15 protein-coding genes are annotated in these 13,810 nt (G+C 72.3%); 7 read left to right on the top strand and 8 right to left on the bottom strand.

Going from position 1 to position 13,810, the window contains the following annotated elements; genetic code table 11:
• The first annotated feature begins 1 nt into the window (after nucleotide 1).
• From C6C15_RS06360 to C6C15_RS06345, 4 genes are read left to right on the top strand one after another with little or no spacing between them, the layout of a single operon-like run.
• On the top strand, nucleotides 2-952 hold the full coding sequence (locus C6C15_RS06360; RefSeq protein WP_071328318.1) for an ABC transporter permease: 951 nt from the start codon (nucleotides 2-4) through the stop codon (nucleotides 950-952).
• Nucleotides 949-1,818 carry an ABC transporter permease gene (locus C6C15_RS06355; RefSeq protein ID WP_105949577.1) on the top strand — a complete coding sequence of 290 codons (870 nt, stop codon included), beginning with the start codon at nucleotides 949-951 and terminating at the stop codon, nucleotides 1,816-1,818. Before C6C15_RS06360 ends, C6C15_RS06355 begins: the two co-directional genes overlap by 4 nt.
• Nucleotides 1,815-2,606, top strand: coding sequence for an ATP-binding cassette domain-containing protein (locus C6C15_RS06350; RefSeq protein WP_105949576.1), 792 nt, complete (start codon nucleotides 1,815-1,817; stop codon nucleotides 2,604-2,606). The genes C6C15_RS06355 and C6C15_RS06350 overlap by 4 nt, the downstream gene beginning before the upstream one ends.
• Nucleotides 2,603-3,391 carry an ABC transporter ATP-binding protein gene (locus C6C15_RS06345; protein WP_105949575.1) on the top strand — a complete coding sequence of 263 codons (789 nt, stop codon included), beginning with the start codon at nucleotides 2,603-2,605 and terminating at the stop codon, nucleotides 3,389-3,391. Before C6C15_RS06350 ends, C6C15_RS06345 begins: the two co-directional genes overlap by 4 nt.
• 87 nt (nucleotides 3,392-3,478) lie before the next feature.
• Here C6C15_RS06345 and C6C15_RS06340 read toward each other — a convergent pair whose 3' ends face one another.
• Genes C6C15_RS06340 through C6C15_RS06330 form a run of 3 tightly spaced genes read right to left on the bottom strand, consistent with a single transcriptional unit; the run spans nucleotide 3,479 to nucleotide 5,596 of the window.
• A complete protein-coding gene (locus C6C15_RS06340; RefSeq protein ID WP_105949574.1) occupies nucleotides 3,479-4,093 on the bottom strand; it encodes a GNAT family N-acetyltransferase in 615 nt (204 codons plus the stop codon).
• A gap of 4 nt (nucleotides 4,094-4,097) precedes the next feature.
• Nucleotides 4,098-4,817, bottom strand: coding sequence for a uracil-DNA glycosylase (locus tag C6C15_RS06335; protein WP_025103079.1), 720 nt, complete (start codon nucleotides 4,815-4,817; stop codon nucleotides 4,098-4,100).
• The gene (locus C6C15_RS06330) at nucleotides 4,814-5,596 is read right to left on the bottom strand and encodes an SDR family oxidoreductase (protein WP_199787697.1); all 783 of its coding nucleotides are present in this window, start codon (nucleotides 5,594-5,596) and stop codon (nucleotides 4,814-4,816) included. Before C6C15_RS06330 ends, C6C15_RS06335 begins: the two co-directional genes overlap by 4 nt.
• A 160-nt stretch (nucleotides 5,597-5,756) precedes the next feature.
• Between C6C15_RS06330 and C6C15_RS06325 the strand changes: the two genes are divergently transcribed.
• Together C6C15_RS06325 and metX are read left to right on the top strand one after the other, a co-directional pair.
• Nucleotides 5,757-7,079 carry a bifunctional o-acetylhomoserine/o-acetylserine sulfhydrylase gene (locus C6C15_RS06325; RefSeq protein ID WP_025103077.1) on the top strand — a complete coding sequence of 441 codons (1,323 nt, stop codon included), beginning with the start codon at nucleotides 5,757-5,759 and terminating at the stop codon, nucleotides 7,077-7,079.
• Between the two features lie 104 nt (nucleotides 7,080-7,183).
• Nucleotides 7,184-8,389, top strand: a complete 1,206-nt coding sequence (gene metX, locus C6C15_RS06320) for a homoserine O-acetyltransferase MetX (RefSeq protein ID WP_083371057.1) — start codon at nucleotides 7,184-7,186, stop codon at nucleotides 8,387-8,389.
• Nucleotides 8,390-8,395: 6 nt separating this feature from the next.
• Here metX and C6C15_RS06315 read toward each other — a convergent pair whose 3' ends face one another.
• From C6C15_RS06315 to C6C15_RS06295, 5 genes are read right to left on the bottom strand one after another with little or no spacing between them, the layout of a single operon-like run.
• A complete protein-coding gene (locus C6C15_RS06315; RefSeq protein WP_060923548.1) occupies nucleotides 8,396-9,001 on the bottom strand; it encodes an NUDIX domain-containing protein in 606 nt (201 codons plus the stop codon).
• A 9-nt stretch (nucleotides 9,002-9,010) separates the two neighbouring features.
• Entirely contained in the window at nucleotides 9,011-10,240 is a 1,230-nt protein-coding gene (locus C6C15_RS06310; RefSeq protein ID WP_025103074.1) for an MFS transporter, read from the bottom strand.
• A 9-nt stretch (nucleotides 10,241-10,249) separates the two neighbouring features.
• On the bottom strand, nucleotides 10,250-10,582 hold the full coding sequence (locus C6C15_RS06305; protein ID WP_105949572.1) for a thiamine-binding protein: 333 nt from the start codon (nucleotides 10,580-10,582) through the stop codon (nucleotides 10,250-10,252).
• A gap of 4 nt (nucleotides 10,583-10,586) precedes the next feature.
• Nucleotides 10,587-11,825: a DUF2029 domain-containing protein gene (locus C6C15_RS06300; protein ID WP_060923550.1), complete on the bottom strand. Its 1,239-nt coding sequence runs from the start codon at nucleotides 11,823-11,825 to the stop codon at nucleotides 10,587-10,589.
• On the bottom strand, nucleotides 11,822-12,652 hold the full coding sequence (locus C6C15_RS06295) for an ADP-dependent NAD(P)H-hydrate dehydratase (RefSeq protein WP_105949571.1): 831 nt from the start codon (nucleotides 12,650-12,652) through the stop codon (nucleotides 11,822-11,824). Before C6C15_RS06295 ends, C6C15_RS06300 begins: the two co-directional genes overlap by 4 nt.
• Before the next feature lie 56 nt (nucleotides 12,653-12,708).
• Here C6C15_RS06295 and C6C15_RS06290 point away from each other — a divergent pair, with 56 nt between their 5' ends.
• Entirely contained in the window at nucleotides 12,709-13,776 is a 1,068-nt protein-coding gene (locus C6C15_RS06290) for an NADH:flavin oxidoreductase/NADH oxidase (protein WP_083371055.1), read from the top strand.
• The last annotated feature ends 34 nt before the right edge of the window (nucleotides 13,777-13,810 follow it).

The following is a 13,810-nucleotide window of genomic DNA, read 5'->3' as shown; positions in this document are numbered from 1 at the left end:
CGTGCTGCGTTACGCGCTCGTCCGAGGAGCCCTGCTGATCGCAGGGCTCCTCGTGTCGAGCGCGCTCATCTTCCTCACCCTGCGCGTCTTCCCCGGCGACGTGGCCCAGCTCATCGCCGGCACCCAGGCCTCCCCCGCCGAGGTCGAGGCGCTGCGGGAGTCGCTGGGGCTGAACCAGCCTCTGCTCGCGCAGTACGCCGACTGGATCGGCGGCATCCTCCGCGGCGACCTGGGCACGTCGCTGCTGTCCGGCGCCTCCGTCGGCGAGGAGCTGCTGCTGAAGGCACAGGTCACGGTTCCGCTCGGGATCATGTCGCTGGTGATCGCCGTGCTCATCGCCGTGCCGTTCGGGATCCTCGCCGCCCTGCGTCGCGGCCACCGCGACGGCACGGCGCTCAGCGTGGGCGCGCAGGCTCTCGCGGCCGTCCCCGTCGTCTGGGCGGGCATGATGCTGATCGTCGTGTTCTCCGTGTGGCTCGGCTGGCTGCCGCCCCAGGGCTTCCCCCGCACCGGGTGGTCGACACCGGGCAGAGCGATCGAGGCGCTGCTGCTGCCCGCCCTCACGATCGGCATCGTCGAGGGCGCCATGCTCATGCGCTTCGTGCGCAGCGCGACCCTGCAGGCGGCCGGACAGGACTTCGTCCGCACCGCGGCCGCCAAGGGTCTGACGAAGACCCGCGCCCTCATCCAGCACGGCATCCCGGCGGTCGGGCTCTCCATCATCACGGTGCTCGGCCTCCAGGTCGCCGGGATCATCGTCGGCTCGGTGGTGATCGAGCAGCTGTTCACGCTTCCGGGCATCGGCCGCATGCTCGTGACAGACGTCGGCACCCGCGACCTCGTCAAGGTGCAGAGCGAGCTGCTCGTGCTGACCGGCTTCGTGCTGGTGGTCGGTTTCCTCGTGGATCTGCTGCACCGGGCGATCGACCCTCGACAGCGGGAGGCCGCATGAGCGCGCGCTGGTTCCCTCGGCTCTGGCGGACCTCGACCGGCCGCTTCGGACTGATCGTCATCGCCATCGTCGCCCTGGCGGCCGTCGTGTCCCTCTTCTGGACGCCGTTCGACCCGCGGGCCTCGAACATCGGCGACCGCTGGCTGCCGCCGGGCTGGCCGCACCTGCTCGGGACGGACGACACCGGACGCGACATCCTGAGCCTGCTCATGGCGGGCGCGCGGACCACCGTGTTCGTGAGCGTGGGCGCGGGACTCGTGGCCACTGTGGTGGGGATCGCCCTCGCCACCCTCGGCGCCCTGACCACCCGGCTCGTGCGGGAGACGGTCGCCGTGTTCGTCGACATCCTCATCGCCTTCCCCGTGCTGCTGATCGCGATGATGATCTCGTCGGTGTGGGGCGGATCGCTCTGGGTCGTGATCTGGGCGGTGGGGATCGGGTTCGGCGTGAACATCGCGCGGGTCACGCGGCCGGAGCTGCGTCGCGTGCAGCAGAGCGACTTCGTGCTCGCCGCGCGCGCGTCCGGCCTCACCCCCGCGCAGAGCCTCGTCCGTCACCTCCTCCCGAACGTGGCTCCGGTGTTCATCGTGCAGCTCTCGTGGTCGATGGCCGTCGCCGTCCTCGCGGAGGCCGGCCTGTCGTACCTCGGCTTCGGAGCCTCGGTCGTGGAACCGAGCTGGGGGCTGCTGCTCGCGGATCTCCAGCGCTACATCGGCGTGCACCCTCTCACCGTGATCTGGCCCGGGCTCACGATCACTTTGACCGTGCTCGCCCTCAACCTGCTCGGCGACGGGCTCCGCGAAGCCACGGACCCCACCCTGCGGCACCGTGCCGCCGAGACGCACACACCGGCGGTGGTCGCATGAGTCTGACGGTCGAGGATCTCGTCATCGAGATCGACGGACGCCGGGTGGTCGACGGCGTCTCGCTCCAGGTCCCCGACGGCACCCGGCTCGGGGTGATCGGCGAGTCCGGCTCCGGCAAGTCCCTCACGGCGCTCGCCGTGCTCGGGCTGCTGCCGGAGGGCGCGACGGCGCACGGGAGCATCCGGTGGGACGGCACTGAGCTGATCGGGATGCCGGACCGTGAGCTCGCCCGGCTGCGCGGTGACGACATCGGCATCGTGTTCCAGGAGCCCCGGACGGCGCTCAACCCGATCCGGACGGTCGGCCGCCAGATCGCGGAGTCCATCCGCATCCACGAAGGCCTGGGCCGGCGCGAGGCCCGCGAGCGGGCGATCGCGGAAGCCGCCCGCGTGCGACTCCCCGACCCGGAGACCATCGTCGACCGGTATCCGCACCAGCTCTCCGGCGGCCAGCGGCAGCGCGTCGCGATCGCCATGGCCCTCGCCTGCCGTCCGCGGCTGCTGATCGCGGACGAGCCCACGACGGCCCTCGACGTGACGATCCAGGCCGAGATCCTGTCGCTGCTGCTCGGACTCGTCGCCGACGAGGGCATGTCGCTCCTGTTCATCACGCACGACCTCGCGGTGCTGTCCCAGGTGGCGACCGAGGGCGTCGTGCTGGAGCACGGTCGCGTCGTCGAGAGCGCACCGGTGTCGCGGCTGCTGACCGCGCCGACCTCTCCTGTCACGCAGGGGCTGCTGCGGGACGCGACCGCGACGCTGTGGCGGCCCGAGGGAGGAGCGGCATGAGCCTCATCGAAGCGCGCGGGCTGCGACGGGACTTCGTCGTGCCGAAGCGGACGGCGTTCGAGCGGACGCGGCGGCAGACGGCGCTCCAGCCGACCGACCTCGACGTGCCCGAGGGCGCCTCCCTGGGGATCATCGGCGAGTCCGGCTCGGGGAAGTCGACACTCGTGCGACTCCTGCTGGGCCTGGACCGACCGACCGCGGGCACCGTGTCGGTCGACGGCCGGATCGTCGACGCCGGGGCCTCCGCGCGATCCCTGCACTGGTTGCGTCGGCAGACGGGTCTCGTCTTCCAGGATCCCTACGCCTCCCTCGACCCCCGGATGACCCCGGGGCAGATCGTGCGGGAGCCGTTGTGGGCCCTCGGCATCGACGGCGACCATCGGGCACGGGTGCGCGAGGTCATGGCCCGGGTCGGCCTGGACCCCGAGATGGGCGACCGCTATCCGCACGAGTTCTCCGGGGGGCAGCGGCAACGGATCGCTCTCGCCCGTGCGCTCGTCCATCGTCCGCGGATCCTCGTGGGCGACGAGCCGCTGTCGGCGCTGGACGTCACGGTGCGCGCACAGATCCTCGAGCTGCTCGCGGAACTCCGAGTCGCGGACGAGCTCACGCTGCTGCTCGTGTCGCACGACATCGGCGTGGTGCAGAACCTCTGCGACACGGTCGTCGTCATGAAGGACGGCCGCATCGTCGAGCGCGGTCCGACGCGCGACGTGCTCCTGCACCCGACCGCGGACTACACCCGCACCCTCCTCTCCGCGATCCCCGTCATCCCCGACGCCTGATCGCCGACCCACCCCTTTACGGCCGCCCCGGCCCTTTGCGTGCGCTCGCAACGGGGTGGGAGGCACGCAAAGGGGTGGGGCGAGGGGTCAGCGCGGGAAGAGCGAGAGGCGACGGCGAGGGCGGAACGGGCGCAGCACGCGGCGCAGGTAGACGGTGCCGAGGTCGCGGCCGAACTTGTGGCCGACGCGCCCCATACGACCGGCCTCCACGAAGCCCAGCTTCTCGTGCAGCCGGATCGAGGCCTCCGCACCCTGGTCGCTGATGACGGCGACCATCTCCCGGAGCCCCCGCTGCTCGCACGCCGCGATCAGCGCCTGCAGAAGGGCCGACCCGAGGCCCTTGCCGGCCGCGCCGGGACCGAGGTAGATCGAGTCCTCGACCGTGTACCGGTAGGCGTTCTTGCCCGCCCACGGCTGCGCGAGCGCATACCCGAGGATGGCGCCGGAGGGCGACACCGCCACGAGGAAGGGCAGCCCGAGCCGCTCCAGCAGGGTGAACTTGTCCCGCCAATACGGGATGCTGCTGCGGCGCTCGTCCAGGGTGACGGCCGAATTGCTGACGAAGTGGTTGTAGATCTCCCGCACGTGCGGCAGATCGGCCGCGCGTGCCGGTCTGATGACGTAGGAGAACGTGTCCGGCGCGGTCGCCGGTCGCAGATGACGCGGGAGAACGCGGCGGCGGTCCCCCGGCTCGAACTGCATGCGCTCAGCTTAGAGAGCCGGACGCCTCGCCCTCCACCCTCCAATCCACCGGAGCACTGCCGAGTCCCTCCAGGAGCGCGTTCGCGCGGGAGAAGGGCCGGGAGCCGAAGAAGCCACGGCTCGCGGAGAGAGGGGACGGATGCGCCGAGGCGATCACGGGGGTGTCGCCGAGAAGGGGCTGGAGGTTCGCCGCGTCACGCCCCCAGAGGATCGCGACGAGCGGCTGCTCCCGGGCCACGAGGGTGCGGATCGCGAGCTCCGTCACCTGCTCCCATCCCCAGCCGCGGTGGGAGGCGGCCGCTCCGGGGCGCACCGTCAGGACGCGGTTGAGCAGCAGCACGCCCTGATCGCTCCACGCGGTGAGGTCTCCGTGCGGTGCGGGCGGGAGGCCGAGGTCGGCCTCCCGCTCCTTGTAGATGTTCGTCAGGCTCCGCGGCAGGGGCCGCACATCGCGGTCCACGGCGAACGACAGCCCGATCGGGTGCCCGGGGGTCGGATAGGGGTCCTGGCCCGTGATGAGCACACGCACGTCGGCGAGTGGACGCTGGAAGGCGCGCAGCACGTTCGGCCCCGCGGGGAGATATCCGTGACCGGCCGCCTGCTCGGCGCGCAGCCGCTCCCCGAGCGCCGTGATGGTGTCCTGCACCGGGGCCAGCGCCTCCGCCCATCCCGCGTCGATCAGTCCCTCGTCGGCGAGCTCCGCGAGGGTGCGTCCTCCGCTCACTCGACGGGCCGGACCCGCAGCGGGCCTCGCGCGAGCAGGTGCTGCGCCGACTGGGCGACGGGCCGCATCGTGACGAGGTCGAGGTTCACGTGGGCGGGAGCGTCCAGAGCATAGGCGATCACGTCCGCCACGTCCTCGGCGCGAAGGGGCGCCTCGACCCCGGAGTACACGGCCTCCGCGGCGACGGCGTCGCCCCCGAGCCGGTTCAGCGTGAACTCCTCCGTGTGCACCATCCCCGGAGCGACCTCGGCCACGCGGAGCGGCTCGCCGTTCAGCTCCTGACGCAGCGCGCGGACGAGCATCGCCTCGGCCGCCTTCGCCGCGTTGTAGCCTGCGCCGCCCGGGTAGGCGGTCTGCGCGGCCGTCGAGGTCACGAACAGGAGGTCGGCGTGTCCGTCCACGTCCGCGGTGCGACGGAGCAGCGGCAGCAGTCCGGCGACGAGGCGCTGGGTCGCGAGGACGTTCGCGTCGTACATCCACTGCCAGTCGGCGAGCGCGGCGTCCTCGACGCGGTCGGTCCCCCGCGCGCCACCGGCGACCTGGACGAGGGCGTGCACGGGTCCGGTGCGCTCGATCTCCCCGAGGAGCGCCGCCACCGCCGCGTCATCGGTCAGGTCACAGGCGATCGTCGACGCCCCGGTCTCGGCGGACAGGGCGGCGAGCCGGTCCGCACGGCGGGCGACGCCGACGACGTCCCACCCCCGAGACCGCAGCACCCGCACCGTCGCCTGACCGATCCCGGAACTCGCACCTGTCACCACTGCACGTCTGTTGGCCATGTCCTCCACCGTACGATGTCCGCGCGGGTTCCGCCCGTTCGCAGCCCCCTCGCCGTGTTACGTCACATTTCCCGGTCGTTGTTGACACGGCGCGATATTCCGTACTCTCGCTGCAAGGGCACCAGCCCATCCGACCTTCCGACCGTTCCAGGGGGAACACATGTCCGCACCCGAGACCTGGCGTTTCGAGACCAAGCAGATCCACTCGGGCGCCGCCCCCGACCCGGTCACCAAGGCCAGGGCGACGCCGATCTACCAGACCACGTCCTACGTGTTCGACAGCGCCGACCACGCCGCGAACCTCTTCGCGCTCGCCGAGTTCGGCAACATCTACACCCGCATCCAGAACCCGACCCAGGACGTCCTGGAGCAGCGCCTCGCCGCGCTCGAAGGGGGCACCGGCGCCCTCGTCCTCTCCAGCGGTCAGGCCGCCTCCACCTTCGCGATCCTCAACATCGCGCAGGCCGGTGACCACTTCGTCGCGTCGAGCTCGATCTACGGCGGCACGTACAACCTCTTCAAGTACACCCTCGCCAAGCTCGGCATCGAGGTCACCTTCGTCGAGAACCAGGACGACCCGGAGGAGTGGCGTCGCGCCGTCCGCCCGAACACGAAGCTGTTCTTCGCGGAGACCATCGGCAACCCGCAGATCAACGTTCTCGACATCCGCACGGTCGCCGACATCGCGCACGAGAACGGCGTCCCGCTGATCGTCGACAACACGATCGCGACCCCGTACCTCATCCGCCCGTTCGAGCACGGCGCCGACATCGTCGTCCACTCGATCACGAAGTTCCTCGGCGGCCACGGCACCACGATCGGCGGCGTCGTGATCGACGGCGGTTCGTTCGCGTGGTCGGAGAACGTCGAGAAGTTCCCCGGACTCACCGAGCCGGACCCGTCGTACCACGGCGCCAGCTACACGGCCGCGGTCGGCGACCCGCTCGCCTACATCATCAAGGCCCGGGTGCAGCTGCTCCGCGACCTCGGCTCGGCCATCGCCCCGCAGAGCGCGTGGAACCTCATCCAGGGTGTCGAGACGCTGTCGCTGCGCATCGAGCGCCACGTGCAGAACGCCCAGGAGATCGCCGAGTGGCTGGACAGCCGCGACGACGTGGCCGCGGTCAACTATTCCGGCCTGCCGTCCTCGCCCTGGTACGCCAAGGCGAACGAGTACGCCCCGAAGGGTGTCGGCGCCGTGCTGTCGTTCGAGCTCAAGGGCGGTGTCGAGGCCGGACGCGAGTTCGTCAACAGCCTCTCCCTGTTCAGCCACCTCGCCAACATCGGCGACGTGCGCTCGCTCGTCATCCACCCGGCCTCCACGACGCACGCCCAGCTCACGCCCGAGCAGCAGCTCACCGCGGGTGTGACCCCCGGCCTCGTGCGCCTGTCCGTGGGACTCGAGAACATCGAGGACCTCAAGGCCGATCTCGACCAGGCGCTCGCCGCCGCCCGCGCCGTCTCCGAGGCCGCGCGCGCCTGAGCCCCCTCTCCGCGAAGGCCCCGGACCGCACGGTCCGGGGCCTTCGTCGTTCCCGGTGTCGTAACCTGCGGGCCGGGACCGACCGGCCAGGCGAGAATGGAGACATGGACTGGCAGACGACCTCCGAGGACACGGTGCCGTCGGCACCGGTGACGGAGGCCGACGTCCGGCTGCTCCGTGCCCGGCCACCGGCCACCGGCGCCTGGCGCGACGGCGACCCCGTCGGCGGCCGCCGGTTCGCCGCGTTCGGCGCCTTCGATACGGAGAGCGGAGCCCAGCTCCCCGGCATCCGCCTCGCGTACGAGAGCTGGGGGGAGCTCAACGCCGCACGCGACAACGCCGTGCTCGTCCTGCATGCCCTCACCGGGGACAGCCACGTGCGCGGAGACGCCGGTGCCGGCCACCCGACCGCCGGCTGGTGGGAGGACGTCGTCGGCCCCGGTGCGCCGCTCGACACCGACGAGTGGTTCGTGATCGCGCCGAACATGCTCGGCGGCTGCCAGGGATCGACCGGCCCCGCGAGCATCGCGCCGGACGGCTACGAGTGGGCGTCGCGCTTCCCGTACCTGACGATCCGCGACCAGGTGGCGGCGCAGGTGCGCCTGGCCGACGCACTGGGCATCGACACCTGGGCAGCGGTGATCGGCGGCTCGATGGGTGGCATGCATGCCCTGGAATGGGCGGTTTCGCAGCCCGACCGGGTGCAGCGCCTCGCCGTGCTCTCCTCGCCCCCGGTCACCACGGCCGACCAGATCGCGCTCAACACCGTGCAGCTCGAGACCATCCGCATGGACCCGCGGTTCCAGGGCGGCGAGTACTACGACCTCGCGGACGGCGACGGCCCGCACCGTGGCCTGGCCCTCGCCCGCCGCATGGCGCTGCTGAACTACCGCAGCCCGATCGAGCTCAACCAGCGGTTCCAGCGCTCCTGGCAGTCGGACGTGTCGCCGCTCGGTCACGGCGGACGCTTCGCCGTCGAGTCCTACCTCGACTTCCACGGGAACAAGTTCACGCGCCGCTTCGACGCCAACAGCTACATCACCCTCGTCGAGGCCATGAACTCGCACGACGTCGGCCGCGGCCGCGGCGGCGTGGAGGAGGCCCTGAAGGCGGTGGCCGCGACGACCCTCGTCCTCGGCATCGACAGCGACCGCCTCTTCCCCGTCGACGGTCAGCAGCGGATCGCCCGGAGCATCCGGAACGTGCTCGACGGCGAGGCGGTGGTGCTCACGAGCGACTTCGGCCACGACGGGTTCCTCATCGAGACCGAGGCCGTCGGCACGCACCTGCGGCGCCTGCTCGACGCCTGAACCGCGTCAGGCCGGGTCGAACCGCCACGGCAGGGTGTGGGCGTGAAGAGTCCCCTGCGCCCAGCCGAACGCCCCGCCCCCGTCGCGCACCTCCGTCTGGAACAGCTCGACCGCTCCGCCGGACGCCAGCGCGGCCTCGACGTCGGTGAAGGCGGAGAGCCGGTGCAGCGTGACCCAGGTGGGCGGGAAGAGCCGCCATTCCCCCGTCGCGTGCCGCTCGAAGGCCGTGTCCGGTGACACCCAGGCGAGCTCGACGACCTCGTCGGCCGCCGGTGACGGCTCGGCATCCGGGGCGAGGGCGAGGAAGAACCAGGTGCGGATCCGCACGGGTGCCTCCGCGGGCGGGTGCCACTCCGACAGAGGCACCAGGTCGTCGACGACGAGTCCGACCTCCTCCGCGGTCTCCCGGGCGGCGGCCCGGCGTGCGTCGTCGATCTCCGCCGCGCCCGCCCGCCGATCCTCCGGCTCGACCTTCCCCCCGGGGAACACCCAGGCGTCCGCGAAGGAGCCCCGCGACGGACGGCGCAGCAGCAGCACCTCGAAGCCACCGGGGCTCGGGCGCAGCAGCACGACGGTTCCGGCGAGCGGGAGGTCGTCGTCGGGAGCGGTCACCCCGTCACTCTACGACGCGAGGACCGGCGTCTGCGCGACCCGCCGTGCCTCCACGCGGTACGACACCAGAGCGATGAGGAGTCCGGCCACCGCGAGCACCGCCCCGGTCCACGCCGGTGCCGTGAAGCCCCAGCCGATCGCGATCACGATGCCCCCGAGGAAGGCACCGAGGCTGTTGCCGATGTTCAGAGCGGAGTGGTTCATGGCCGCCGCGATGGACTGGTTGTCGCCGGCCACGTCCATCAACCGCGTCTGGATCGTCGGGCTGAGCACGGAGGAGACGAAACCGACGAGGACGACGACGAGGCTCAGGCTCACGATCCAGAACGAGAGCACCGCGAGGAGAGCGAACACGACGGCCATCGCGGCGAGGCCCAGCAGCAGCGTCCGGCGGAGGTCGATGTCCGCGAGATGACCGCCGACGAGGTTCCCGCCCGTCATGCCGAGCCCCATCAGCACGAGCACGATCGGCACGACCCAGTCCGGCGATCCGGCCACCTCCGTAACGAGCGGGGCGATGTAGCTGTAGACGGCGAAGAACCCGCCGAAGCCGATCGCCCCGACGCCGAGCGTGAACCAGACCTGACCGATGCGGAACACCCCGAGCTCCGCCCGCATCGTGCGTCCGGGGTTCCCCGGGTGCGCGGGCACGAACAGCGCGATGAAGACGGTGGCGAGCGCGAAGACGAGCGCGACGACCGCGAAGGCCGCGCGCCAGCCCCACTCCTGGCCGAGGAAGGTGCCCAGCGGCACGCCGACGACATTGGCGACCGTGAGCCCGGTGAGGATGAACGCGACGCCCTTGGCACGGTTGCCCGGCCCCATCACATCGGCGGCGACCAGCGCGCCGATGCCGAAGTAGGCGCCGTGCGGGAGTCCGGCGAGGAAGCGCGAGACCCCGACGAGCTCGAACGTCGGCAGCACCACGGTGAGCGCGTTGAAGACGGTCAGCGCGAGGGCGAGCACGATCATCACCCGATGCCGCGGATAGCGGGCGACGAAGCCGGCGATGGTCGGGGCGCCGATGACCACGCCGAGTGCGTACAGCGAGATCAGCCAGCCGGCCTGGCTCAGCGCCTCCTCCTGGCTCGACGCCCAGACGGACGGGAGGAGGTCGGCGGCGATGTTCGGCAGCAGGCCCATGACGACGAACTCGGTCATGCCGATGCCGAAACTGCCGATGGCGAGGGAGAGGAGCGCCCACTTCGCCGCACCCCTCGAAGGTGTCGAGGGATTCACCGGTTCAGCTTACCGGTCGCCGGACTCCTCGATCGCCGCCTCCAGACGCTCGACCTTGGCGTCGAGCTCTCCCGTGTACCCGGGGCGGATGTCCGCCTTGAGGACGAGCGACACCCGGGAGCCGAACGGCAGGACCGCCTCGGTCGCGCGCTTGACCACGTCCATGACGGTGTCCCAGTCGGGCCCCTCGATCTCGGTGAACATGCTCGTCGTGCGGTGCGGGAGGCCCGACGCGCGGACGACGCGCACGGCCGCGGCGACCGCGTCGTGCACGGAGGCATCGGTGCGCTCGGCACCGTCGGCGGGCGTGCCGCTGGGGGCGACGGAGAAGGCGATCAGCATGGGTTCACTCCTGGGTTCGAGGACGACGGACGGCGGGGACCCGCGCGAGCGCGACGGCGCTCACGGCGGCGAGGACGACGAGCAGAGCGTTGCGCATCGTGAGCAGCAGCACGGGGGCGGCTTCGGCCCGCAGCAGCCCGTCGTAGCTCAGGGGATACACGAGACATGTGAGCAGGCACAGCGCGAGCACGAGGGCGGCGGCGGTGCGCGCCCGGCGGCGGTCGAGCACGAGCCACAGGATCACCGGTGCGAGCAACCAGGTCTGGAACTGCGGCGAGCCGACCTTGTTCAGGGCGATGAGCACCGTCACCAGGAGCAGGGCCAGCGGCGGGAAGAGTCGCGCGAACGACGCGCCGCGGGCGGCCTTGACCCCACCGACGACGGTGACGACGGCGGCGGCGAGCACCAGGAGCGGGGTGAGGATCGTCGCGAGGGCCTCCGCGCCCGGCGCGACGATCTGGAAGGTGAGGATGTCGTAGCTGTACTCGATGCGGGCGGCCCCTGTCACGGCCATCCAGAGGAACGGGGTCGCGGCGACCGCCTCGATCTGGAGTCCCCGGCCGGTCTGCGCGGTGAGGAAGCCGAGGATCTCGGTGTCAGCGCCGAGCAGCAGGAGCACCACCACCACACCGGCCGTGACGCCCGCGGCGGCCAGGAGCATCCGCAGCCGCGCCCTCGCGGCCACGACCGCCGCGAGGAGCAGCGCACCGGGCCAGATCTTGATCCAGGCGCCGATGGTCAGCAGCGCCGCGGCGATGGTCGGGCGGGTCACCAGCCAGAGACCGGCCACGACGGCGATCGGCACGGTGACGGCATCGATGCGGTACAGCGCGATGGGTCCGAGGAGCAGCAGCGCCGCGCACCAGAACCATGCGGCGGTGCGCCGCGCCCGCACGTGTCCGCGCCCGACGAGCACGGCGAAGGCGACGGCGTCGAGCACCGTGACCAGCAGCGCCCACCCGATGAGGTAGGCGCCCGAGACGCCGAGCAGCGGGAGGAACGGGGCGGCGAGCACGGCCGCGAGCATCATCGGCAGGAGCGCGAGCTGCGGATACACCCAGGACTCCGTGACGCCCACGATCTCCCCGCCGCTCCACGCCGCCGTCGCCCAGGGCTCGTAGACCAGCACGACGTCCCCCATGGGCTGGCTCGGGTAGACCCAGCCCAGCCCTGCGGTCAGGAGGTGGACGAGGAGGAAGGCGATCCACAGCGCGACCAGGCTCCCCCGGACCGTGGTCCTCACGACAGGAGGTCCGCGACCGCGCGGGGCAGCGCCTCCGCGACGTCGAGCGCCACGATCGGATGACCGCTCTCGCCCGCGGTCGCCGCGGCGGCGAGGCGGGCGGCGTGCCCGTGCAGCCAGACGGCCGCCGCGGCGGACTCGACGAGCGGGCTGTCCGGATTCGCGGCGATCACGGCGGCGACGATCCCCGCCAGCACGTCCCCCGTCCCGGCCGTCGCGAGCCAGCCGGTCCCCGCCTCGACGGCGATGAGCGTGCCGTCAGGTGCGGCGAGCAGGGTGCGTGCGCCCTTGCGCAGCACCACGCCGTCGATCGCGGCGGACACGTCGCGGACGTCGCCGAGATCGTCCCCGGCCCCGTCGATGCCGACGCGCTCGCGCAGCCGCGCGAACTCCCGGCCGTGCGGAGTGGCGACGAACGGGGCGCGGGCGCTCGGCGCCAGATCGAGCGCTCCGGCGTCGATGACCACGGGGACGTCGCCGCCGACGATATCCCGCAGCGCCTGCGCCTCCGCCACGTTCCGGTCGTCCGGATCGGTCCCGGAGCCGATCACCCAGGCGCCGATCCGCGTGCGTCCGGCATCCGGCCCGCCGACGGTCTCCGGGCGTCGGGCGAGCACCGCCGCCACCGCCGACGGCGCGCCGACATAGCGGACGAATCCGGCACCGGTGCGCCAGGCGGCCTCGACGCCCAGCACCGCGGCGCCGGGGTAGGCGGCGGATCCGGTGCGGATGCCCACGACGCCCCGCGAGTACTTGTCATCCTCGGCGGTCGGCGCGCGGAAGAACCGCGCCGCGTCGCTGCGGGACCACTCGCGCACGTCGCTCATGACTCCACGTTAGCCCGACGGCCCTGTCCCGTCCGCGTCGGCGGTACCGTCGAACGGTGAGTCTTCTCTTCTCCCCGCTGACCATCCGGTCCACCACGTTCCGCAACCGCCTCTGGGTCTCCCCCATGTGCATGTACAGCGCCGTCGACGGCGTGGCGCAGGAGTGGCACCACACCCACCTCGCGCAGTTCGCCTCGGGCGGCGCCGGGCTCATCGTGGCCGAGGCCACGGCCGTCGTGCCGGAGGGGCGCATCTCCCCTCGCGACCTCGGGCTGTGGGACGACGCGCAGCGCGACGCCCTCGCCCCGATCGTCCGCGCGATCCACGACCGCGGGGCCGCCGCGGGCATCCAGCTCGCGCACGCCGGGCGGAAGGCCTCGACCTGGTGGCCCTGGGCCGACGAGCGCGGCTCGGTCCCCACCGCCGCGGGCGGATGGACGACAACCGCCCCGTCCGCGGTCGCCTACGAGGGGTTCGCCGCGCCGGTCGCGCTGGACGCGGACGGCATCGACCGCGTGGTCGACGGGTTCGCCGCGGCGACCCGTCGGGCGCTCGAGGCGGGCTTCGACGTCATCGAGATCCACGGAGCCCACGGCTACCTCCTGCACCAGTTCCTGTCGCCGCTGTCGAACCTCCGCGAGGACGAGTACGGCGGCTCGCTGGAGAACCGGGCCCGGCTGCTGCTGCGCGTCGTGGACGCGGTGCGCGAGGCGGCCGGCGACGACGTGCCGCTGTTCGTCCGCATCTCGGCGACGGATCACGCAGAGGGCGGGTTCACGCCCGAGGAGGCCGCGACGGTCGGCGGCTGGGCTACCGCGCGCGGCGCCGACCTCATCGACGTCTCCAGCGGCGGCCTCGTCGCGCACCAGCGCATCAGCGTCTCCCCCGGCTACCAGGTCCCGCTGGCCGAGACGGTCCGCCAGGGCGGGCGGATCCCGGTGTCGGCCGTGGGCCTCATCACCGCCGCCGCCCAGGCCGAGCAGGTGCTCGCCGACGGGGCGGCCGACGCGATCTTCGCCGGACGGGAGTGGCTGCGCGACCCGCACTTCGCGCTCCGGGCCGCGCACGAGCTGGGCGATACGGTCGCCTGGCCGCCGCAGTACGAACGCGCGCACTGGCGCTGACACCCACGACGAAGGCCGCCGGTCCCCGAGGGAG

This window comes from Microbacterium sp. str. 'China' (assembly GCF_002993305.1).
Classification (GTDB): domain Bacteria; phylum Actinomycetota; class Actinomycetes; order Actinomycetales; family Microbacteriaceae; genus Microbacterium; species Microbacterium paraoxydans.
The sequence above is the reverse complement of the archived record's forward strand: the minus strand, read 5'-3'. Positions and strand labels throughout refer to the sequence as shown.